The sequence below is a fragment of the Streptomyces sp. S07_1.15 genome (assembly GCF_020739505.1).
Classification (GTDB): domain Bacteria; phylum Actinomycetota; class Actinomycetes; order Streptomycetales; family Streptomycetaceae; genus Streptomyces; species Streptomyces xinghaiensis.
On record NZ_JAJBZK010000001.1, the window covers coordinates 1,970,076 to 1,991,930 of the forward strand.

At 72.9% G+C, this 21,855-nt stretch carries 19 protein-coding genes; 2 read left to right on the forward strand and 17 right to left on the reverse strand.

Features of this window, described 5'->3' with window-relative positions; genetic code table 11:
- Positions 1-93: 93 nt before the first annotated feature.
- The 3 genes from LIX60_RS08285 to LIX60_RS08295 all read right to left on the reverse strand — a co-directional run bounded on the left by LIX60_RS08285 (position 94) and on the right by LIX60_RS08295 (position 3,456).
- On the reverse strand, positions 94-432 hold the full coding sequence (locus tag LIX60_RS08285; RefSeq protein ID WP_043469845.1) for a P-II family nitrogen regulator: 339 nt from the start codon (positions 430-432) through the stop codon (positions 94-96).
- Positions 429-1,715, reverse strand: a complete 1,287-nt coding sequence (locus LIX60_RS08290; protein ID WP_227957882.1) for an ammonium transporter — start codon at positions 1,713-1,715, stop codon at positions 429-431. Before LIX60_RS08290 ends, LIX60_RS08285 begins: the two co-directional genes overlap by 4 nt.
- Before the next feature lie 253 nt (positions 1,716-1,968).
- Complete coding sequence (locus LIX60_RS08295) at positions 1,969-3,456, reverse strand: hypothetical protein (RefSeq protein WP_227957883.1); 1,488 nt, start codon at positions 3,454-3,456, stop codon at positions 1,969-1,971.
- A 579-nt stretch (positions 3,457-4,035) separates the two neighbouring features.
- Between LIX60_RS08295 and LIX60_RS08300 the strand changes: the two genes are divergently transcribed.
- Entirely contained in the window at positions 4,036-4,710 is a 675-nt protein-coding gene (locus LIX60_RS08300) for a bifunctional DNA primase/polymerase (protein ID WP_227957884.1), read from the forward strand.
- A gap of 163 nt (positions 4,711-4,873) precedes the next feature.
- On the opposite strand, the gene ftsY is transcribed toward LIX60_RS08300, so the two are convergent.
- The 5 genes from ftsY to LIX60_RS08325 form a co-directional block, all read right to left on the reverse strand.
- Complete coding sequence (gene ftsY, locus LIX60_RS08305) at positions 4,874-6,082, reverse strand: signal recognition particle-docking protein FtsY (RefSeq protein ID WP_125622894.1); 1,209 nt, start codon at positions 6,080-6,082, stop codon at positions 4,874-4,876.
- Positions 6,083-6,229: 147 nt separating this feature from the next.
- Positions 6,230-7,645, reverse strand: coding sequence for a sugar porter family MFS transporter (locus LIX60_RS08310; protein WP_227957885.1), 1,416 nt, complete (start codon positions 7,643-7,645; stop codon positions 6,230-6,232).
- Between the two features lie 228 nt (positions 7,646-7,873).
- Positions 7,874-11,449 (reverse strand): chromosome segregation protein SMC, encoded by a 3,576-nt coding sequence (gene smc, locus LIX60_RS08315; protein ID WP_227957886.1) that lies wholly within the window; start codon positions 11,447-11,449, stop codon positions 7,874-7,876.
- Between the two features lie 214 nt (positions 11,450-11,663).
- Positions 11,664-11,870, reverse strand: coding sequence for a hypothetical protein (locus LIX60_RS08320; RefSeq protein WP_019709848.1), 207 nt, complete (start codon positions 11,868-11,870; stop codon positions 11,664-11,666).
- Between the two features lie 366 nt (positions 11,871-12,236).
- Complete coding sequence (locus LIX60_RS08325; RefSeq protein ID WP_227957887.1) at positions 12,237-12,518, reverse strand: acylphosphatase; 282 nt, start codon at positions 12,516-12,518, stop codon at positions 12,237-12,239.
- 128 nt (positions 12,519-12,646) lie between these two features.
- Here LIX60_RS08325 and LIX60_RS08330 point away from each other — a divergent pair, with 128 nt between their 5' ends.
- The gene (locus LIX60_RS08330) at positions 12,647-13,531 is read left to right on the forward strand and encodes a CAP domain-containing protein (protein WP_227957888.1); all 885 of its coding nucleotides are present in this window, start codon (positions 12,647-12,649) and stop codon (positions 13,529-13,531) included.
- Here LIX60_RS08330 and mutM read toward each other — a convergent pair.
- The 9 genes from mutM to recG form a co-directional block, all read right to left on the reverse strand.
- Positions 13,528-14,439 carry a bifunctional DNA-formamidopyrimidine glycosylase/DNA-(apurinic or apyrimidinic site) lyase gene (gene mutM, locus LIX60_RS08335; protein WP_227957889.1) on the reverse strand — a complete coding sequence of 304 codons (912 nt, stop codon included), beginning with the start codon at positions 14,437-14,439 and terminating at the stop codon, positions 13,528-13,530. The genes LIX60_RS08330 and mutM overlap by 4 nt on opposite strands.
- Before the next feature lie 214 nt (positions 14,440-14,653).
- Positions 14,654-15,544, reverse strand: coding sequence for a ribonuclease III (rnc, locus tag LIX60_RS08340; RefSeq protein WP_227957890.1), 891 nt, complete (start codon positions 15,542-15,544; stop codon positions 14,654-14,656).
- A 19-nt stretch (positions 15,545-15,563) separates the two neighbouring features.
- On the reverse strand, positions 15,564-15,737 hold the full coding sequence (rpmF, locus tag LIX60_RS08345) for a 50S ribosomal protein L32 (RefSeq protein ID WP_227957891.1): 174 nt from the start codon (positions 15,735-15,737) through the stop codon (positions 15,564-15,566).
- Between the two features lie 2 nt (positions 15,738-15,739).
- Positions 15,740-16,369 carry a DUF177 domain-containing protein gene (locus LIX60_RS08350; protein ID WP_265585232.1) on the reverse strand — a complete coding sequence of 210 codons (630 nt, stop codon included), beginning with the start codon at positions 16,367-16,369 and terminating at the stop codon, positions 15,740-15,742.
- A gap of 147 nt (positions 16,370-16,516) precedes the next feature.
- Positions 16,517-17,590, reverse strand: coding sequence for an ATP synthase F0 subunit B (locus LIX60_RS08355; RefSeq protein WP_227957893.1), 1,074 nt, complete (start codon positions 17,588-17,590; stop codon positions 16,517-16,519).
- Between the two features lie 96 nt (positions 17,591-17,686).
- A complete protein-coding gene (gene coaD, locus LIX60_RS08360; RefSeq protein ID WP_039822114.1) occupies positions 17,687-18,196 on the reverse strand; it encodes a pantetheine-phosphate adenylyltransferase in 510 nt (169 codons plus the stop codon).
- A complete protein-coding gene (gene rsmD, locus LIX60_RS08365; protein ID WP_308102029.1) occupies positions 18,193-18,993 on the reverse strand; it encodes a 16S rRNA (guanine(966)-N(2))-methyltransferase RsmD in 801 nt (266 codons plus the stop codon). The genes coaD and rsmD overlap by 4 nt, the downstream gene beginning before the upstream one ends.
- Positions 18,888-19,427, reverse strand: a complete 540-nt coding sequence (locus tag LIX60_RS08370) for a hypothetical protein (RefSeq protein ID WP_019709856.1) — start codon at positions 19,425-19,427, stop codon at positions 18,888-18,890. The genes rsmD and LIX60_RS08370 overlap by 106 nt, the downstream gene beginning before the upstream one ends.
- Positions 19,428-19,577: 150 nt before the next feature.
- On the reverse strand, positions 19,578-21,800 hold the full coding sequence (gene recG / locus LIX60_RS08375; protein WP_227957895.1) for an ATP-dependent DNA helicase RecG: 2,223 nt from the start codon (positions 21,798-21,800) through the stop codon (positions 19,578-19,580).
- Positions 21,801-21,855: the final 55 nt, after the last annotated feature.

The following is a 21,855-nucleotide window of genomic DNA, read 5'->3' on the forward strand; positions in this document are numbered from 1 at the left end:
TTTGTTGCTGTTCGGGCCCCGTGCGGGCCGGTCGTGCGGTGCCGGATGCCGGGCGGGTCCGCGTCCGTCTCGCGGACCCGCCCGGGGCCTGGCCTAGAGCGCGTCCGGGCCGCGCTCCCCGGTCCGTACCCGGACCGCTGTGTCGACGGGGACGCACCACACCTTGCCGTCGCCGATCTTGCCGGTCCGGGAGGCCTTGACGATGACGTCGATCAGCTGTTCGGCGTCGCCGTCCTCGACCAGCACCTCGATCCGGACCTTGGGCACGAGGTCGACGGTGTACTCGGCGCCGCGGTACACCTCGGTGTGGCCGCGCTGCCGGCCGTAGCCGCTGGCCTCGGTGACCGTCAGGCCCTGGACGCCGAAGGCCTGGAGGGCCTCCTTGATCTCGTCCAGCCGGTGCGGCTTCACGACCGCCGTGATGAGCTTCATGCGTCCACCTTCTTGTTCCGCGGCGCCGCCGCACCCGTCTCCGTGAGGTCCGGCACCGTACTACGGCCGGTGGGCGTGCCCCCCACGGTGCTGAAGTCGTAGCCCGTCTCGGCGTGGAACACCTGGTCGAGCCCGGAGGTCTCGTCGTCCTCGTCGGCCCGGAAGCCGATCGTCATGTCGACGATCTTCGCCAGCAGCCAGGAGACGACGAAGGAGAAGGCCATGACCGAGAAGGCTCCGATGGCCTGCTTGCCGAGCTGGCTCATGCCGCCCACGCCGTCGATGGCGAGGACGCCGACCAGCAGGGTGCCGATGACGCCGCCGACCAGGTGGACGCCGACGACGTCGAGGGAGTCGTCGTAGCCCAGCTTGTACTTGAGGCTGACGGCCCAGGAGCAGACGGCACCGGCCACGACACCGATGAGGACGGCGCCGAGGGCGTTGACGTGCGCACCGGAGGGCGTGATGGCGACCAGGCCCGCGACCGCGCCGGAGGCGGCGCCGAGGGTGGTGAAGGCGCCGTGCCGGATCCGCTCGTAGACCAGCCAGCCGAGCATCGCCGCGCCGGTGGCGACCTGGGTGTTGAGGGCCATGGTGGCCGCGGTGCCGTTGGCGGCCAGGGCCGAGCCGGCGTTGAAGCCGAACCAGCCGAACCACAGCAGGGCCGCGCCCAGCATCACCAGGGGCAGGTTGTGCGGCCGCATCGGTTCCTTCTTGAACCCGATGCGCTTGCCGACGACCAGGACGGCGGCCAGGGCGCCGATACCCGCGTTGATGTGGACGGCCGTGCCGCCGGCGAAGTCGATGACCTCCAGCTGGAACAGCCAGCCGTCGGCCTGCCACACCCAGTGCGCGACCGGGAAGTAGACCACGGTCACCCAGAGGGCGATGAAGAGCGACCAGGCGCTGAACTTCACCCGGTCCGCGAGCGCGCCGCTCATCAGGGCGGGCGTCAGCACGGCGAACATCAGCTGGAAGAGGGCGAAGGCGAAGACGGGGATGCCTTCCTTGCCTCCGGTGAGCGTCTCGGGGTCGATGCCGGCGAGGCCGACGTGGTCGAGGTTGCCCAGCAGGCCGCTGCCGATGTCGTCACCGAAGGTGAGCGAGTAGCCGTACAGGACCCAGAGGACGCTGACGATCCCCAGTGAGATGAAGGACATCATGAGCATGTTGAGGGCGCTCTTGACCCGCACCATGCCCCCGTAGAAGAAAGCCAGGCCCGGTGTCATCAGCATCACGAGCGCGGCACTGATCAATACGAATGCGGTATCTGCGCCATTCAATGTCGATCTCCTAGAAAGCGACGGCCCGTGCGGGATGGAACGTGGGATGGGCCGGTTTTCGCCTAGAGATTGGCGCAGCGCCGTTTCCTCCGATGCCGCACGGTGTTTCGGCGCCGTGACGAAGGCCGTGCCCGTGTTACGCGCGGATGAACTGCGGGACGCCGGCGGACGGTTCGGGGCAGGCTCCGCCCGGGTCCCGGGGATGGCCGGAACCCGGCGGTCCGGCGCGGCCGGGCGGGCCCGCCGCGGGGCTTCAGACCGCCCGCGGGGCCTCGGCGGAATCGGACAGTTCGCGGGCCAGCCGATCGGTGACACGGAGGACTTCGGCCACCGAGCCGAATTCACGGGCGGCGTGGTCCACGGTCTTCCGCAGCCTGGTGTTCACGCGCTCGGACCGCACCTGCCGGGCGACTCCGAGAGCCTGCTCCGCGAGTACCACTGATCGTTCCGGTTCCTTTTTCAGCAGATGAACGGTGGCCATACCGATCAGATTGAGCGCGTAGGAACGCTGGTGTTCCGCATCCTGCCGGAAGAGTTCCACGGCCCGCTCCATCAGGGGCTCGGCCAGTGAGGCGTAGGCCGGACTGCGGCCGGCCGCGTACGCGAGATCGCGGTACGAATGGGCGTTCTCGCCGTTCAGCTCGGCCTCGGAGAAGAAGCGGATCCAGTCCGGATCGCCGTCGCCCGGGGCCGCCTCCGCGAAAGTCTCCTCGGCCATCCGCACGGCGCGTTTGCACTTGCCGGGGGCGCCCATGTTGGCGTAGGCGCGGGCCTCCATCGCATACAGCATGGCCTGGGTCCGCGCGGTGGAGCAGTCCCGGCTGCCGTACTGGGCGAGATGGACCAGCTCCAGGGCGTCGTCCGGCCTGCCGAGATGGATCATCTGCCGGCTCATATTGGAGAGGATGTACGAACCGAGGGGCTTGTCCCCCGCCTCCTTGGCGGCGTGCAGCGCCAGCACGAAGTACTTCTGGGCGGTGGGCTGGAGCCCGATGTCGTAGCTCATCCACCCCGCCAGTTCGGCGAGTTCGGCCGCGACACCGAACAGCCTGCGGGCGACCGGCGCCGGATGCGGTTCGTGCAGCAGGTCGGTGACCTCGTGCAGCTGGCCGACGACCGCCTTGCGGCGCAGCCCTCCGCCGCACTGCGCGTCCCACTGCCGGAACATCCTGGTCGCGGTCTCCAGCAGGTCCAGTTCCGGCCCGGACAGCCGGGGCGCGGCCCGTCCGGAGGGGTCCCGCGCGGGCACCGCCGTCTCCTCCGGCCGCCCGCCCGGGGCCGGCACCAGCCAGCGCTGCAGCGGCTCGACGAGGGAGGGGCCCGCGGCCAGCGTCAGGGAGCTGCCGAGGAAGCCCCGCCGGGCCAGCATGAGATCGCTGCGGGAGAACTCGCTGAGCAGGGCGGTCGTGCGGGGGCCGCTCCAGGGCAGGTCCACCACCGAGTCCGACGGGGAGGGGTGCGCGGTGCGCAGCCCGAGGTCCTCGGTGGAGACCACGCAGCCGAAGCGCTCGGAGAACAGCTCGGAGAGGATCCGCGGGATGGGCTCGCGCGGCTGCTCCCCGTCCAGCCAGCGGCGCACGCGGGAGGTGTCGGTACTGATGTGGTGGGCGCCCAGCTGCCGGGCCCGGCGGTTCACCTGGCGGGCGAGTTCGCCCTTGGACCAGCCGCTGCGCAGGAACCACGACCCCAGGGGCTCATTGGGATGCTTGCCGGTCTGCGTGCCGCTGCCACCGGTGTCCAACTGCCATGCCCCCGTTCTGCCGCTTCCGTGCGAGCGCCGGTCCCGGGAAGCCGGCCCTCCCCCGCCGGGACGTGCCCTCGGCGGCCCGGAGTGCCGGTCGGCCGACCGGGCGGTCGGCCTGTCACCGGCATACCCCGGCGCCGGCGGATTCAGACGGCATCGGGCAGCTTCGGACGGCTCCCGATCCCTCCGGCGCCGGCGGAGCGGACAGAAGACTGCCCGAACCGACGAAAAGCGACGAAAGCCGACCATACGGACCACCTGCGCCCCACCGGTCCGGCACCACCCCCGGAAGACCGTGCGCACCGAAAGTAATCCTACGATCACCTGTGTGACGAGCTGACACCGGGAAACGCCACCATTCGCCACCCCTTCGGATGAACATCTGGCGTTCCCTTCGCGATTCACTTGACACTGGCAATTCGACTGGGAGGACGGTTGCCGACGGGGGCGCGCACCGGACCGGCCACCACCCGCCGCACCCCACCGAGCCGTATACAGCGCCGACCGCAGCGACAGACGGCGCGGGACGTCTCCTCCACGCGTAACCACTGATTCGAGCGACCCGTTGGAGAGGGCATGGGCTTCACGATCGGCGGCATCCGGGACCTGCGGCCGGGCACGCGGCGCCGCGGCCGCGCGTCGGAGTGCACGGTGGTGGCGGAGTACACCGGACTCCACGGCTGGGACGTGGTCCCCGGAGCCCGCGCCACGGCCCTCTCCGGCGAGCGCGGCGCCCGCTGTTCCTGCGGCGCACCGCAGTGTGCGGCCCCCGGGGCGCACCCCCTCCGCCACGCCCCGACGGTGCCGGCCGGCTCGACGCTCCGCGAGGTGGCCGCCGCCTGGGCCGAGCTGCCCGGTACCGCCGTCCTGCTGCCGGTGGGCCGCTCGTTCGACGTCATCGAGGTCGGCGCGACGGCCGGCCGGCAGGCGCTGGTCCGGATGGAGCGGATGGGGCTGCCGCTCGGCCCCGTCGCGGTCACGCCGCACGGCCGGGCCCACTTCCTCGTCGCGCCCGGAGCCTCCGCCGAACTGCCCGATCTGCTCTACCGCATGGGGTGGGACGGTGCCCGGCTGGACCTGCGCTGCCTGCCCCCCGGCAGCCACATCACCGCGCCGCCCTCCGACCTGGCGGGGCTCGGACCGGTCCGCTGGCTGAGACCGCCGGAGCTCGGCACGGCGGTCCGCCCGCCGCACGCCCGCCTGCTGCTGGGCACGCTCGCCTACGTCTGCCACCGCTCGGCCGCCCGCTGAGAACCGCCGGGCGCGGCCGCGGCCGCGGCGGTACGGCCCCGGACGGGGGTGCGGGTCCCGCCCGCGGGGAACGGGACCGGGCCGCCGTCCGGCCGGGTGCGGCGGTCGCGCCGTGTCCCCGGCCGGGCGGCGGCCCGGTGCCCGGCGGTCCGTCCCGCCCGGCTCAGTCCCCGATGAGCGCGTCGACGAAGGCCTCCGGCTCGAAGGGCGCCAGGTCGTCGGCGCCCTCCCCGAGGCCCACCAGCTTCACCGGCACGCCCAGTTCGCGCTGGACGGCCACGACGATGCCGCCCTTGGCCGTGCCGTCGAGCTTGGTCAGCACGATCCCCGTGATGTCCACGACCTCGGAGAAGACCCGGGCCTGCACCAGGCCGTTCTGGCCCGTCGTGGCGTCGAGGACCAGCAGCACCTCGTCCAGCGGTCCGTGCTTCTCCACGACCCGCTTGACCTTGCCCAGCTCGTCCATGAGACCGGCCTTGGTGTGCAGCCGGCCGGCGGTGTCGATGAGGACCACGTCCGCGCCCTCGGCGATGCCCTCCTTGACCGCGTCGAAGGCGACCGACGCCGGATCGCCGCTCTCGGGTCCGCGGACAGTTCTGGCGCCGACCCGCTCGCCCCAGGTCTGCAGCTGGTCGGCGGCGGCGGCCCGGAAGGTGTCGGCCGCGCCGAGCACCACGCTGCGCCCGTCCGCGACCAGGACCCGCGCGAGCTTGCCGGTGGTGGTGGTCTTGCCCGTGCCGTTGACGCCGACGACCATCACGACGGCCGGGGTCTCCAGGCCGCCGTCGGTCTTCACGGACCGGTCGGCCTCCGTGCCGATCAGGGTGAGCAGTTCCTCGCGCAGCAGGGTGCGCAGTTCCTCCGGAGTGCGGGTGCCGAGGACCTTCACCCGCTCCCGGAGCCGCTCCACGAGCTCCTGGGTGGGGGCCACGCCGACATCCGCGGTGAGCAGGGTGTCCTCGATCTCCTCCCAGGTGTCCTCGTCGAGATGTTCCCGGGAGAGCAGGGTGAGCAGGCCCTTGCCCAGGGAGTTCTGCGAGCGGGAGAGCCGGGCGCGCAGCCGGACGAGCCGGCCGGCGGTCGGGGCCGGCACCTCGACGGGCGGGGCCTCCGGCACCGGAGCGGGCGCCGGGGCCTCGGCGACGGTGGCACCGGCGCCCGGAAGTCCGACCTCTTCGATGGTGCGGCGTTCTTCGGCGGCGGGAGGCCCGGCCTCCTCACCGACATGCGGTTCGGCGGGCGGGGCCGTGATGGTCGGCGCGCTCGGCGGCGGGGGAGGCAGCCGCTTCTTCCGGCGGCTGGTCACCACCAGACCGGTGATCGCGCCGATCGCGACCAGGGCGATGACTACAGCAAGGATGACGAATTCCATAACTCCCTCAGTATCGGCCACCGTCCCGCGTCCCGTCCCCGCCCCCGCCGGTCACCGCGCGTCGGCCGTACCGTCTCCCGGCGCACCGGCGGCCCCCGGTCCGGCTCGTACTCCGAGCCGGACCGGGGGCCGCCGTCAGCGAGCGGGTCAGCCCATCTCCTCCAGGGACTTGCCCTTGGTCTCGGGCACCCACCTGAGGACGAACGGGATGGAGAGCACGGCGAAGACGGTGTAGAGCACGTACGCGCCGGAGAGGTTCCAGTCGGACAGGCTCGGGAAGCTCACCGTGATCAGCCAGTTGGCGACCCACTGGGCCGAGGCCGCGATACCGAGGGCGGCGGCCCGGATCCGGTTGGGGAACATCTCACCGAGCAGCACCCAGACCACCACACCCCAGGACAGGGCGAAGAAGAGCACGAAGGAGTGGGCGGCGACGAGCGCCACCGTGCCCTGCGCGTCCGGCATGGAGATGTCCGCGCCGGTCCCGGTCTTGTACGAGAACGCCCACGCGGCGAGGCCCAGGGAGAGCGCCATGCCGGTGGATCCGACGAGCAGCAGGGGCTTGCGGCCGAAGCGGTCGACGAAGATCATCGCGATCACGGTGCCGATGATGTTGATGATCGATGTGGTGAAGGAGTAGAGGAACGAGCTGGTCGGGTCGATGCCGACGGACTGCCAGAGCGAGGCCGAGTAGTAGAAGATCACGTTGATGCCGACGAGCTGCTGGAAGAGCGACAGCCCGATACCGACCCAGACGATCGGCAGCAGCTTGAAGCGGCCGCCCAGCAGGTCCCGGAACGTGGACTTGCGGTCGGTGCGCATCGCCTCGTTGATCTCGGAGATCCGCTGGTCCAGGTCGACGTTCTCGCCCTCCACCTCGCGCAGGACCTTTCTGGCCCGCTCCGTCCTGCCCACGGAGATGAGGAAGCGGGGGGACTCCGGGATCGCGAAGGCCAGCAGGCCGTAGAGGGCGGCCGGGACGACCTCGGCACCGAGCATCCACTGCCAGGCCTCCAGGCCGGCGAGGGCGCCGCGCTGCTCGCCGTCGGCGAAGGTGAGGATGCCGAAATTGACCAGCTGCGAGGCGGCGATGCCGATGACGATCGCGGCCTGCTGGAAGGAGCCCAGCCGGCCCCGGTACGCGGGCGGGGCGACCTCGGCGATATAGGCCGGGCCGATGACCGAGGCCATACCGATGGCCACACCTCCGAGCACCCGCCAGAAGGCGAGGTCCCAGATGGTGAAGGGCAGGGCCGAGCCGATCGCGCTGGCCGTGAAGAGCAGGGCGGCTATCTGCATCACCCGGATCCGGCCGACGCGGTCCGCGATCCGGCCGGCGGCCGCGGCGCCGAGGGCGCAGCCGATCAGCGCGGCGGCGATCACCTGGGCGAGGAGTTCCGAGCCGACACCGAAGCGGTCGCGGATCGCCACGACCGTGCCGTTGATGACGGAGCTGTCGTAACCGAAGAGGAAACCACCCATCGCGGCGGAGGCCGTGATGAAGATGACATGGCCGATGTGTTCCGGGTGGGCTCTGCGGCCCTCGGCAAGCGTGGTGGACACGTTCTCTCCTGAGCCCGGCGGCGTCCCGGGCGTGGGGGTCGGGCCTCCGGTGGTGTGACACCGCCAGGGGAACACCACTTGAAGGCAAGATGAACTCAGCCGAGACTATGTGTTCAATTCCTGAAGTCAAATGCAGTGCCGTTCAGCGGCTTCCCCGGGACCCCCGAGCTCATGCACGCCCGTCCGCACACCCCGAGGGCCGCCGTCCCCGGCACGGACCGGACGGCGTCAGCGCAGCCGCTGGCTGATGACCTTGGACACCCCGTCGCCCTGCATGGAGACGCCGTAGAGGGCGTCGGCGACCTCCATCGTCCGCTTCTGGTGGGTGATCACGATCAGCTGGGAGCTCTCCTGGAGCTCCTCCATGATCCGGATCAGCCGCTGCAGATTGGTGTCGTCGAGCGCGGCCTCCACCTCGTCCATCACATAGAACGGGCTGGGCCGGGCCTTGAAGATGGAGACCAGCATCGCCACCGCGGTCAGCGAGCGTTCACCTCCCGACAGCAGGGAGAGCCGCTTCACCTTCTTGCCGGGCGGCCGGGCCTCGACATCCACACCGGTCGACAGCATGTTCTCCGGGTCGGTGAGCAGCAGCCGGCCCTCGCCGCCCGGGAAGAGACGGGAGAAGACGCCCTCGAACTCGCGCGCGGTGTCCCGGAACGCCTCGGTGAAGACCTGCTCGACCCGCTCGTCCACTTCCTTCACGACTTGAAGGAGGTCGGCCCGGGTCTTCTTCAGGTCGTCGAGCTGCTCGGTCAGGAACTTGTGCCGCTCCTCCAGCGCCGCGAACTCCTCCAGGGCGAGCGGGTTCACCTTGCCCAGCTGCTGGTACGCCCGCTCGGCCGCCCTCAGCCTCTTCTCCTGGGCCGCCCGCACATAGGGCACCGGCCGGTTGCGCGGGTCCTCCGGGTCCTCCGGGAGCGTCTCGCCCTCCGCGGGCGGCGACGGCGGCACGAGCTGGTCCGGCCCGTACTCCGCGATCAGCACCTCCGGTTCGACGCCGAGCTCCTCCAGCGACCGGGTCTCCAACTGCTCGATCCGCAGCCGCTTCTCCGCGCCCAGCACTTCGCCCCGGTGCACCGAGTCGGTCAGCTTGTCCAGCTCGCTCTTGAGGTCCCGGCCCCGGTGGCGCTCCGCGGCCAGATCCGCCTCCCGGCCGGCCTTGGCCCGCTCGGCCGCGGCCCGTTCCTCCCCGGCCCGTACCAGCGACACCTCGATGTGCGCCAGCAGCTGCCGGGCGCCGTCCGCGACCGCGGCGGCGACCTCAGCCTCGTGCCGCAGCCGGGCCCGCAGCCGCTCCGCCCGCGCCCGGGCCTCCCGCTCGGCGCGCGCGCCGCGGTCCAGCGCGTCCGCCCGGCCCGCGAGCCCCTTGACGCGCTCCTCATGGGTACGGACCTGGAGCCGGGCCTCCATCTCCGTCTGCCGGGCGTTCGCGCCGTCGGCGGCCAGCCGGTCCCGGGCCGAGGTGTCGGGCTCCTCCTCGGCCCCGTCGGCCAGCGCCGCCTCCTCGGCGGTCAGCAGCCGTTCGGTGAGCTCCTCGGCCTCCTCGGTGGCCCGCCGCAACGCCTCCTCGGCGCGTTCGACCGCCGCGGAGGCCCGCTCCGCCTCGCCCGCCGCGGCCCGGGCCTGGCCCGCCAGCCGGCCCAGCGACTGGGCGACGGTGGACTTCTCCCGGTCGGCCGCGCTCCGCCGGGCCGCCAGTTCCTCGACAAGGGCGGCACACGCGGTGCGCCGCTCCCCCGCCCGCCGCTGCTCCCCGGCGAGCTCCTCGCACCGTACGGCCAGCTCGGCCAGCTCGGCCGCCGCCTCGTCGACGGACGCCTGCACCTCCAGCAGGCTCGGCGCGCCGGCGGAACCGCCCTGGGCGAGGTGGGTGCCGAGCAGATCGCCCTCGGCCGTGACCGCCGTCAGCTCCGGCTCCGCGGCGACCAGGTCCTCCGCGTCCTCCAGCGTCCCGACCACCACGACCCCGCGCAGCAGCCGGCGCACGGCGGGCAGCAGCCCCGGCGGCCCGCTCACGAGGCCGGCGGCATGGCGGTGGCCGCCGGGGAGCGTCCCGTCCGCCGGAGGGTCCGGCTCGGCCGCGCCGGCGGCCGGCAGCAGGGTTGCGCGGCCGGCGTCCGTCTTGCGGAGCAACCGCAGCGCGTCCGCCGCCGTCGAGGGGCCGTCGACGGCCACGGCGTCGGCCGCGGCCCCCAGCGCCGCGGCCACCGGCACCTCGTAGCCGGACTCGACGGTGAGGAGTTCGGCGGCCGGGCCGAGGAGGCCCGCCAGCCGCTCGCCCGCGGCGAGCAGGGCCCCGGTGCCGTCCTTGCGGCGCAGCCCGGTGGCGAGGGCGTCGTGCCGGGCGGCCGTCGCGGCCCGTTTGCGCTCGGCGGCGGTGACGGCCTCCCGGGCGCCGTTCAGCGCCGCTTCGGCGGCGGCCAGTTCGCGTTTGGCGGCCTCGTGGCGGCCGGCCAGCTCGGCGTCGTCCGCGTCGAGCCCGTCCACCTCCGCCCGGAGCTGTTCGTACTCCTCCTGCGCGGCGGTGGCGCGGCGCAGGGCGTCGTCCCGGGACTCGGCCAGCCGCCCGATCTCCGCCTGGGCGGAAGCCGCCCGGCTCCGCGCCGCGTTCACCTGCCCGTGCAGCCGTGCCAGGCCCTCGCGCCGGTCGGCGATGGCGCGGGCGGCGTCCTTCAGCCGGCGTTCCTCGCGCGCCAGTTCGCGCTCCAGATCGGCCCGGTGGGCGACGGTGTCCTCCAGCGCCCGCTCCGCGGCCTCCAGCGCGGCCTCCAGCTCCGCCTCCTGCTCGCGGATCCGGGCCGCCTCCCGCTCCATGTCCTCCGGGTCCCGGCCGCGCCGCTCCTCCGCGGGGACGGTGGTGGCGCTCTTGACCCGGGCGTCGGCCAGGCTGGCGGTGCCGCGCACCCGCTCGGCGAGCTGGGACAGTTCGTACCAGTTCTGCTGGGCGCGCTGCAGCCTGGGGGCCAGGCGCCGCACCTGGTCCTCCAGTTCGGCCTCGCGCCGCTGCGCCGCGCGCAGTTCGGCCTCGGCCGCGTCCTTGCGCTGCTTGAGGGCCGCCTCGTCCGCGACCTCGGCCCGGAGCGCCTCGCGCAGGGTGACCAGGTCGTCGGCGAGCAGGCGGAGCCGGGCGTCCCGCAGGTCGGCCTGGATGACGGCGGCGCGCCGGGCCACGGCCGCCTGCCGGCCGAGGGGCTTGAGCTGCCGCCGCAGTTCGTCGGTGAGGTCCTGGACCCGCGCGAGGTTGGCCTGCATCGCGTCCAGTTTCCGCAGCGCCTTCTCCTTGCGCTTGCGGTGCTTGAGAACTCCGGCCGCCTCCTCGATGAAGGCCCGGCGCCCCATGGGATCGGCATGCAGAACGGAGTCCAACTGCCCCTGGCCGACGATGACATGCATTTCGCGGCCGATACCGGAGTCGGACAGCAATTCCTGGATGTCGAGCAGCCGGCAGGTGTCCCCGTTGATCTGGTATTCGCTGCCGCCGTTGCGGAACATGATCCGCGTGATCGTCACTTCGGCGTAGTCAATGGGCAGGGCGCCATCGGCATTGTCGATCGTCAGCGACACCTCGGCCCGGCCCAGCGGCGGGCGGCCGGTGGTGCCGGCGAAGATCACGTCCTCCATCTTTCCGCCGCGCAGCGATTTCGCGCCCTGTTCTCCCATCACCCAGGACAGGGCGTCCACGACATTGGACTTCCCGGAGCCGTTCGGGCCCACCACACAGGTGATGCCCGGCTCGAAACGGAGTGTCGTGGCCGACGCGAAGGATTTGAACCCGCGCAGGGTCAGACTCTTGAGGTGCACGCCGCTGGACTCTACCTTCCGGCACGCGTCCGTCACCCGTCCCGTGCGCCTCACTTCCCCGTTCCGCCGCGTTCCTTTCGGTTTCACACGGGAGTGCGCCGGGCACACCAGGGTGGAGGAGAAAGAGACCGGACGGAAAAGAAGAAGGGACGCCGAAGCGTCCCTTGCAGATTCTCAGCGGTACCCGGCCGCCGGACCGGCCGGAAGCCCGGCCTCAGGTGAGTGCCGGCTCCGCCTTGGATACATCGAAGCTTTCGAGCAGCGAGTCACCGTGATGAGCGGCGGCCGACAGCGCGTCGTTCTCGGCCTGCATCCGTACGATCTCGGATTCCAGGTCCTGTACACGCTGCTGAAGCCGTCGCATCTCGGCGATGAGTCGCGGGTCGGAACCGCCGACGTAACCGAGAAGCGCCTTTGCCATGATGGATGGTCCTCCACACTGAGTGACCGACCGATGCGGTGTGGGTCGTGAGCTAGTCGCACCCGCGGTGCCTGCCACCACCGTCATTCCCGGTGCTGAACAGGTGGGGTGCGCGGGGATTCCAGCGTCTCACCAAATGGTTTGACGGTCAACACGATCACACCCCGTATCGCCGGGCGTCCCGGGGGCGCGCCGCTCTGACATGCGGCGCTGCTCTCTCCGGAAGGCCCGCGGGGGGCGGAGATCATCCTTATGGCCGCAGCCTTGCACGGCGGCGCGTTCTTGGCAACCACCAGGTCACCGCCGTTCTCTCACGGTGATCTCCGGACCATTCCGCCGGCGTCCGCCGTATCGCGGGCCGTCGGCTCAGCGGATATCGAAGTCCCGGTAACCGCCCCGGAATGTGTCCCATATCTCGGTGACACCTTCGACCCGGCCGGGCGTGTCACCGGTGCGCAGCCAGTCGAGCAGGCGTTCGCAATGATCTCTGGGCCCCTCGGCCACGATCTGCACCCGGCCGTCGCCGAGATTCGAGGCGAAACCGGTGAGGCGGCCGATCTCCAGGGCCCTGGCCCGGGTGAACCAGCGGAAACCCACACCCTGGACACGGCCGCGGACCCAGGCGGTGAGACGGACGTCCTGCTCCATGGAGGAACGCTATCCCGGCGGACGCGGGGAGGGCACATCCGTCCCCGCGCCATGGCGTACAGTCCCCGGTCAACGAAACCTCACTCCTACGGGTGAGATCGGTGACGCGTACAGCGGAGGGGTGGGTCATGGGCCGCCAGCGACGCAGCGAGCCCGCGGCCCCGGAGTCCGGATCCGGCCGCGATCCGCAGCCGGCGGAGCGGCCGGGGCGGCGGAACCGGGCGCCGGTCCGGACGGGGCTGCTGGGGGTGTCGACGGCCGTCGCGGTCGGGGTGGTCACGGTGACCTCCGGTCTGCTGCCGGGCGGGGGCGGCTACGTCTTCGGCGGCGCGCAGGAGCCCGCGGCCCCCGTGTGGACCGGGTCTCCGGCGGCCCCCGGCCCGCGGGAGGCGGCCACCACGGACGCGGCCGCGCCGGGCGGGGCCGCCGCCGGACCGGGCGCCGGGCCCACGCGGCCACCCGCGACCGGCCCCTCCCCCGGCGCCGGTGAGCCGTCGTCCGCCCCGTCCCCCCGGCGGACGGCCGCGGACCCCGCCGCCTCCGCCGCGGACGGGACCACCCCGTCCCGCAGGTCGCCCCGCGGCGCGCCGGCCGAGGCGGAGAGCCTGCGGACCGGCGCTCCGGGGGACGGGCCGGAACGGGCCGCCGAGGCGAGGGTGCTCGTCCTGGTGAACCGGGAGCGGCGGGAGGCCGGCTGCTCCCCCGTGACCCCGGATCCCGTACTGGCCGATCTGGCCCGCGCGTTCAGCCGGGACATGGCCGAGCGGGACTTCTTCGCGCACACCGACCCGGACGGCGCCACCCCCTGGGACCGCGCCGGGAGGCTGGGCATCGACGGGCTGGGCGGCGAGAACATCGCCCGCGGGCAGACGACCGCGGAGGCGGTGATGGAGGCCTGGCTGGACACCCCCCGCCACCGGGCCAACATCCTCAACTGCGGCTACCGCACCCTGGGGGTCGGCGCGCACTTCGGGGACGGCGGCCCCTGGTGGACCCAGGACTTCGGCTACTAGGGACGTCCGGCTCGGCGCCGGGCCGGCGGGCGCTGGCAGCGCGGGCAGTAGTAGCTGGACCGGTTCATCCAGGGGCGGCGGCGCATGGGGGTGCCGCAGCGGCGGCACGGCTCGTCCTCGCGGCCGTAGGCGTCCAGGGAGCGGTCGAAGTAGCCCGACTCGCCGTTCACATTGACATAGAGGCTGTCGAAACTGGTGCCGCCGGCCGCGAGCGCCGCGTGCATGACGTCCCGTACATGGCCGAGGAGTTCGGTGCTCCGGTAGCGGGTGAGGGTCTCCGTGGGGCGGTCGTAGTGCAGCCGTGCTCGCCACAGCGCCTCGTCGGCGTAGATGTTGCCGACTCCGCTGATCAGGGTCTGGTCGAGCAGGGCCCGTTTGACGGTCGTCCGGCGGCGGCGGAGCGCGGCGTGGAAGGCCGCCTCGTCGAAGGCCGGGTCGAGCGGATCGCGGGCGATGTGCGCGATGGCGTCCGGCAGGCCCTCCGGATCGCCGGGTACCCACGGGTGCAGGGAGAGGCCGCCGAAGGTGCGCTGGTCGACGAAGCGCAGTTCGGTGCCGAGATCGTCGGCGAAGCGGATCCGGACCCGAAGATGTGTCTCGTCCGGGGCGTCCGCGGGCTGGACCAGCAGCTGGCCGCTCATGCCGAGATGGCCCAGCAGCGAGGTACCGGCCGCAGGGGCGTCCGGGTCCTGCTCGGGCACGGTGCCCAGCGGCAGCCAGAGGTACTTGCCGCGGCGGTACGCCGGCCCGAACCGGGCACCCCGGAGCCGGGCCGCGAAGTCCTCGGAGCCGGGGGTGTGGCGGCGGACCGCCCGGGGGTGGCGCACCTCGGCACCGGCGACGGTGCGGCCGCTCACCCAGCGTTCCAGGCCCCGCCGGACCACCTCGACCTCGGGCAGCTCGGGCACGGCTTCTCCTCCTCCGGGCACCGGCCGGGACCCGGGCCGGGCGGTCTGGTTCCTGGGGCGGGATCGGGCGTCGGGGGCGGGGTCGGGGGCGGGGAACAGGGTGCCGCCGATGGCGCGGCGGCGGGACGGGCGGGTACGGCGCGGGCCCACCGGCGCCTGCCGGTGGGCCCGTACCGTCCGCTCCCCGCGGCGGTGCCGCGAGGGTGCGGGATGTTCAGCGGGTGGCGCGCTCCGCACCCTCCGCGGTGCCGTCCGCCGGGGTGCCGTCGCCGTCGGCGGTGACGGCTCCGCCGTCCGCTCCGGCGGCGGCACGGGCACCGGCGACCTCGGACGCCGTCGCCGCGGCCGCGGTCTCGGCCGCTTCCGCGGCCTCGCTGATGGCGCGCCAGGCGGCCTCGGCCGCCTGCTGCTCCGCTTCCTTCTTGCTGCGGCCGGTGCCGGTGCCGTACGCGACACCACCGACGCGGGCAGCAGCCGTGAAGGTCTTCTCGTGGTCCGGTCCGGTCTCGCTGACCAGATACTCCGGGACGCCCAGGCCCTCGGTCGCCGTCAGTTCCTGGAGGCTGGTCTTCCAGTCCAGGCCGGCGCCCAGGTTCGAGGACTTCTCGATCAGCGGGTCGAAGAGCCGGTGCACCAGCTCCGCGGCCGCTTCCAGGCCCTGGTCGAGATAGACCGCGCCGATCACCGCTTCCAGGGTGTCGGCGAGGATGGATGCCTTGTCGCGGCCCCCGGTGCCCTCCTCGCCCCGGCCGAGCCGGATGAAGGAGCCCAGGTCGAGGCCGCGGCTGACCTCCGCCAGGGCGCGCGAGTTGACCACCGCGGCCCGGAGCTTGGCCAGCTGGCCCTCCGGCAGGTCCGGGTGGATGCGGTACAGCGTGTCGGTGACCACCAGTCCGAGCACGGAGTCCCCGAGGAACTCCAGCCGCTCGTTGGTGGGCAGCCCGCCGTTCTCGTACGCGAACGAGCGGTGCGTCAGCGCACGCACCAGAAGGGCGGACTCGAGCCGGTAGCCGAGCCGCCCTTCCAGCAGCGTGTGCGACGAGGCCGTGTCCGCCTGAGCCGATTCGCCCCCGCGTTTGCGGGGGGATGCGCCGGCGTCCGACATAGAGCCTCTCACCCGCCGATCAGACGTCGAGGACCTGACGACGGTTGTAGGTCCCGCAGCTGGAGCACGCGATGTGCTGCAGCTTGGGCTCATGGCAGCGCTCGCACGACACCAGGGTGGGGACCGCAGCCTTCCACTGCGACCGGCGGTGGCGCGTGTTGCTGCGCGACATCTTCCGCTTCGGAACAGCCACGGCTACTTCTCCTGCTTCTCGTCGGCGCCCGCTTCGGCGCCGTTCACGTTGTCCTTCCCGCCGCCCTTGACGGTGTCGGCGAGTCCCTGCAGTGCCGCCCAACGGATGTCGACGGCGTCGTGGTGGTGGTCCGGGTCGTCCTCGAGCCGTGCTCCGCACTGGGGGCACAGACCGGGGCAGTCCTCCCGGCACACCGGCTGCAGCGGCAGTGCGAGCACCACCGCGTCCCGCAGCACGGGTTCGAGGTCGATCAGACCGTCCTCGACGAAGAACGTCTCCTCCTCGGCGTCGTCCTCCGGCTCCGCCTCGTGGCGGGTCCGGCTGTCGGCGTCGGGGTAGGAGAACATTTCCTGGAAGTCCGTTTCGAGCTCGCGCTCGACCGGCTCCAGACACCTTACGCACTCCCCCGAGAGCGGCGCACGGGCGGTACCGGTGACCAGTACCCCCTCCATCACCGACTCCAGACGGAGATCGAGCTCCACCGTCGCCCCGGCGGGCACCCCGATCACCTCGATGCCGAGGTCCGCGGGTGCGTCGACGGAGCGGGAGAGCCGCTGCATCGCACCGGGACGGCGGCCCAGCTCATGTGTGTCGAACACGAGCGGGTTGCGGTGGTCGGGGCGGGCGTTCAGGGCTTCCTGCTTTCCACGGTGGCGGTACGGGCGGCCCGCCGCGGGTGTGCGGGCAGCCGGGATCGCGGACGTACGCGACCGAACAGCCAGGATACTGGACGGCCCGCCGCAGACCCAATCGGCTCCGGGCGGGCCGGGGGCGGTGGGTCAGCGGCCCTGCTCGTACTGGCGCAGCTGGTCGAGGTCGATCATGCTGGTGTCGAAGAGGCTGGTCTCGTCCAGCGCGGTGGGGTCCTGCTGGGGGCGGCCCTGCTGATACTGCTGCCCGTAGGTCTCCGGGCCGCCGTAGCCCTGCTGGTGGCCGTAGGTCTGCTGGGCGTAGGGGTCCTGCTGCGGATAGCCGTAGGCGTCGCCCGGGGCCGGCTGCTGCGGCTGCTCCGGCTGGTAACCGCCCTGGTAGCCGTACGGGTCCTGCTGGTAGCCGGCGGCGGGGGCGTAGTAGTCGCTCTGCTCCGGGGCCGCGGGCTCCTGCGCGGGGACGGCGGGCTGCCCGTCCGCCTGCGGGGCGGCCAGGCCCGCCAGATAGTCGGCGTCGCTGGTCCGCTGGTGGTCGACACCGTCCTGGGCGGCCATGTGCGCCCCCAGGTCGTCGATCGCCTGCCGGCCCTGGAGCTTCTGCCGCCCCCGGCCGACCGCTTCGAGGGTCTTGGCGAGGACGGCCTCGAAGGCACCGAACTTGGCGTCGACATAGGCGTCCGCCCGGTCCCGCAGGGTGGCCGGGTCGGCGCTGCGCTCCGGGGCCTCCTCATCGGCGTAGCCCTGCTCGTCGAGGCCCGGGCCGCGGCCGAGGAGCTTCTCGCGGCCGCGGTCGACGGAACCGAGGGTCTTGGTCAGCACGACCTCGAAGTTGGCGAGCTTGCTGTCCACGTAGTCGTCGGCCTCGGCCCGGATCTCCTCGGCCTCGCGGCGGGCCTCGCCGAGGATGCGGTCGGCCTCGCTCCGCGCCTGCCGGGCGATCTCGGTGCCGGAGATCAGCGAAGCGCGTTCGGCGTGCGCGGACTCGATGACGCGCCCGGCCTCGCGCCGGGCCTCCTCGACCACCTGCTCACGGCCGCCCAGCACCTCCTGCGCCTGGGCCAGGGATCCGGGGAGCGCCTCGCGGATCTCCTCCAGCAGGGCGAGCAGTTCGGTGCGGTTGACCACACAGGACGCCGACATGGGCATGGACCGGGCGCCTCTGACGGTGTCGACGACCTCGTCGAGCTTCTTCTGCACGTCCATGGATGCTCGCAACTCTCTGGACCGGGACGGTTCGCGGACGGGACGACTGTACGTCCATCCGGGCGTCGGCCGACAGCGGCGCAGGCCGCCCGCCCGTCAGCGCCGGCCGAGCCGCTCGGTGAGGGCCGTCAGCACGATCGGCGGCACCAGGTGCGAGACGTCGCCGCCCCAGGCCGCGACCTCCTTGACCAGGCTGGAGGAGAGGAAGCTGTAGGTGGGGTTGGTGGGGACGAAGAGCGTCTCGACCCCGGAGAGGCCGTGGTTCATCTGGGCCATCTGGAGTTCGTAGTCGAAGTCGCTGACCGCGCGCAGACCCTTGACGATCGCGGGGATGTCACGCTGCTTGCAGAAGTCCACCAGCAGGCCGTGGAAGGACTCGACCTCGACGTTGCCGTACTCGGCGGTGGTCCGGCGGAGCAGGTCCAGCCGCTCGTCGATGGCGAAGATGCCCTGCTTGGACTTGTTGATCATCACGGCGACGTGCACGACGTCGTACAGCTTGGACGCCCGGCCGATGATGTCGAGATGCCCGTTGGTGACGGGGTCGAAGGACCCCGGACAGACGGCACGGCGCAACACAGGTCCCTCACTCTCCGGTCCGGTCATGACTCGCTCGCCGACGGCGCGTCCGTGGGTACGTCCGTGCGGGTCGGGGCGGCGCGACCGTACCAAAGGGTGGCCTCCCCGTAGCGGCGCGCCCGCACCGCCTCGAACCCCTCCGGCCAGTCGAACTGCCCGCCTCTGGTGCTGCGTTCCACAGTGACCAGGGCTTCTTCGCCCAGCCACCCCCGGGCGCGGAGTGTGAGCAGGATCTCCCGGAGATCGTCGTCGGTGACGGCGTAGGGCGGGTCCAGGAAGAGCACGTCGTACGGCTGCTCAGGCGGGGGCCCGGCCGCGATCTGCTCGGCCCGGGCGGCGCGGACCTCGGCCCCCGGCAGGCCGACGACGCGGGCGTTCTCCCGGATCGTGCGCGCGGCCCGCTGGTCGGACTCCGCCAGCAGGACATGGGCGGCGCCGCGGGAGAGCGCCTCCAGGCCGACGGCGCCGGAGCCGCCGTAGAGGTCGAGCACGCGGAGCCCGTCGAGACCGCCCAGCAGCGACTGCCAGGTGGAGAAGAGCCCTTCGCGCGCCCGGTCGGAGGTGGGGCGGGTGCCGGTGCCCGGCGGTACGGCCAGGCGGCGGCCGCCGGCTGCTCCGGCGATCACGCGGGTCATCGTGGGGCCCTTCGCGGGGGGCCGGGGCGGCGGCCACTGCCGGCCGCCGCCCCGGCGCGCTGGTTTCGTCCCACGATAAGGCGTCAGCCCCGTGGCGCCTCCTCCGCCTCCGGCGCGGCGGGCGCACCGGCTCCGACCAGGGCCGGGGAGGCGTACCGGGACCAGGACAGGCAGCCGTCGGGCGGGCAGTGGTCGGGGCGGCGGGGGTCGTGTCCCAGCTCACGGAGCTTGGTCCGCACCGAGTCGGGTGTGCGGCCGAAGCGGGCGGCTATCCGGGCGATGGTCTCGCCGGCGTGGAAGCGCTGGGTGAGGTCCTCCTCGTGCTGGGGCACCCAGGGGGCGCCGTGGCCGGGGAACAGCTCGCGCAGGACGTCGCGGTCGGGGATGGGCTCGGCCACGTCGGCGACGAGCGCGAGGGCGCGCAGCGCCCGGTTGAGCGCGATGCGCAGCGCGGGGACGTCGGTGAGCGGCAGGGTCAGCGCGCCGGAGGCGAGGAGCGTCTCCGGGGCGTCCTCCTGCCAGCCGGTGAGGGTGAGGGTGACGGTGGAGTCGTCGTCGCTGGCGAGCTCGATGCGGAAGATCCTGTCACCGAGCGGGAGTTCGTTGAGATGCCGGAATGCCATGAAATCAGCCCCCAGGGATCCAATCCGCCGATCCCCGTCGGGATCGGTCCGGACTGGGTCCATTCTCCCATCGGGCACTGACAACGGGGCCCGCGGCGGCGGGCGCCGACCGGGCCGCGGCCCTTTCCCCGCGCCTCCTGCGGATCCCGTTCAGCCCTTGTCCAGGAACTGCTCGCGCTCGGCGTCCAGCAGGGCGTCGAGGGCGGTCCTGAGTCCCGGGTGCCGCTCCAGCTCCGGGTCGGCGGCGACGAGCGCGGACGCCTCCTCCCGGGCCTGCGCGATGACGTCCTCGTCCTCGATGACGGCCAGCATCCGCAGGCTGGACCGGACGCCGGACTGGGCCTGGCCGAGCACGTCGCCCTCCCGGCGCTGTTCCAGGTCGATCCGGGAGAGCTCGAAGCCGTCCAGGGTGGCGGCGACCGCGCCCAGCCGGGCCCGGGCGGGGGCGGCCTCGGGCATCTCGGTGACGAGCAGACAGAGGCCGGGGGCGCTGCCGCGGCCCACCCGGCCGCGGAGCTGGTGCAGCTGGGAGACCCCGAACCGGTCCGCGTCCATGATCACCATCACCGTGGCGTTGGGGACGTTCACGCCGACCTCGACCACGGTGGTGGCCACCAGGACGTCCACCTCGCCCGCGGAGAAGCGGCGCATCACGTCGTCCTTGGCCTCGGGCTGCATCCGGCCGTGCAGGACCTCCACCCGCAGCCCGGCGAGGGGCCCGCGCCCGAGCTGTTCGGCGACGTCCAAAACGGCGAGCGGCGGGCGGCGCTCCGCGTCCTCGGCGTCCCCCTCGGCCGGGGCGGTCTTGCGCCGCGCGGGGGCGGGGGCGTCCTCCTCGTCCCCGATGCGGGGGCAGACCACGTACGCCTGGTGGCCCGCCTCCGCCTCCTCGCGCAGGCGTTCCCAGGCGCGGGCGAGGAAGTGCGGTTTCTCCCCGGCGGGGACGACATGGCTGGCGATCGGGGACCGGCCCGCGGGGAGCTGGTCGAGGACGGAGGTCTCCAGATCGCCGAAGACGGTCATGGCGACGGTGCGCGGGATGGGCGTGGCCGTCATGACGAGCAGGTGCGGGGGCTGCTTGCCCTTGGAGCGCAGGGCGTCGCGCTGTTCGACGCCGAAGCGGTGCTGTTCGTCCACCACGACGAGGCCCAGATCGTGAAACCGCACCTTGTCCTCGATCAGGGCGTGGGTGCCGATGACGATGCCCGCCTCGCCGGTGGCCAGGTCCAGCAGCGCGGCACGGCGGGCGGCCGCGCCCATGGAGCCGGTGAGCAGGACGACCTTGGTGCCGTGTTCGGCGCCCCCGAGCATCCCTCCCTCCGCCAGCTCGCCCATCAGCTCGGTGACGGACCGGTGGTGCTGCTGGGCCAGCACCTCGGTCGGCGCGAGCAGCGCGGCCTGTCCGCCGGTGTCGACGACGGCCAGCATGGCGCGGAGCGCGACCAGGGTCTTGCCGGAGCCCACCTCGCCCTGGAGCAGCCGGTGCATGGGGTGTTCGGCGGCCAGGTCGGCGACGATCTCGGCGGAGACCTGACGCTGGCCCTCGGTGAGGGTGAACGGCAGCCGGGCGTCGAAGGCGGCCAGGAGGCCGTCGGGGCGGGGGACCCGGGGGACGGCGGGCAGCTGGGACTCCGCGTGCCGGCGGCGGGCCAGGGCGGTCTGCAGCACGAACGCCTCGTCCCACTTGAGGCGTTCCCGGGCGCGGGCGATGTCGGCCTTGGTGGCGGGCCGGTGCACCCGGCGGAAGGCCTCGGGGAGCGGCGCGAGACCGCGCTCCCGGCGCAGGCTCTCCGGCAGCGGGTCGACGATGCGTTCCCAGCCGGTGGCCTCCAGGGAGTCGAGCAGGGTGCCGACGGACTGGGAGATCTTCCAGGACTCCATCTTGGCGCAGGCCGGGTAGAGCGGGATCAGCTCGTTGGCCCACGCCTCGGCGTCCCGCAGGTCGCTGTCGCGGTCCAGCAGCTGGTACGCCGGGTGGGCCAGCTGCCGGGTGCGGTTGAAGACGCCGACCTTGCCGGAGAACATGCCGCGCCGGCCGGGCACCAGCTCCCGCTGGTGGTGCCGGGCGGGCCGGCCGAAGAACACCAGCTGGAGCCGCCCGCTGCCGTCGGTGAGGGTGACCTCCAGACGCACGCCCTTGCCCTTGTTGAACGTCAGCAGCCGGGCGTCGGCGACCTCGGCGACGACGGTCACGTGTTCGTCGAGCGGGAGGTCGGCGAGGCGGGTGAGCTCTCCGCGCTCGGCGTACCGGCGCGGGTAGTGGTGCAGCAGATCGCCGACGGTGTGCAGGTTCAGCTGCTCGGCCAACACCTTCGCGGTGTTGCCGCCGACCGTCTTCTTCAGGGGTTCGTCCAGGGCGGGCACGCCGTCCATTGCACACCATGGGTGCGACAGAGAGGGTCAGCCGCAGCCGTCTCCCGCCCCGGAG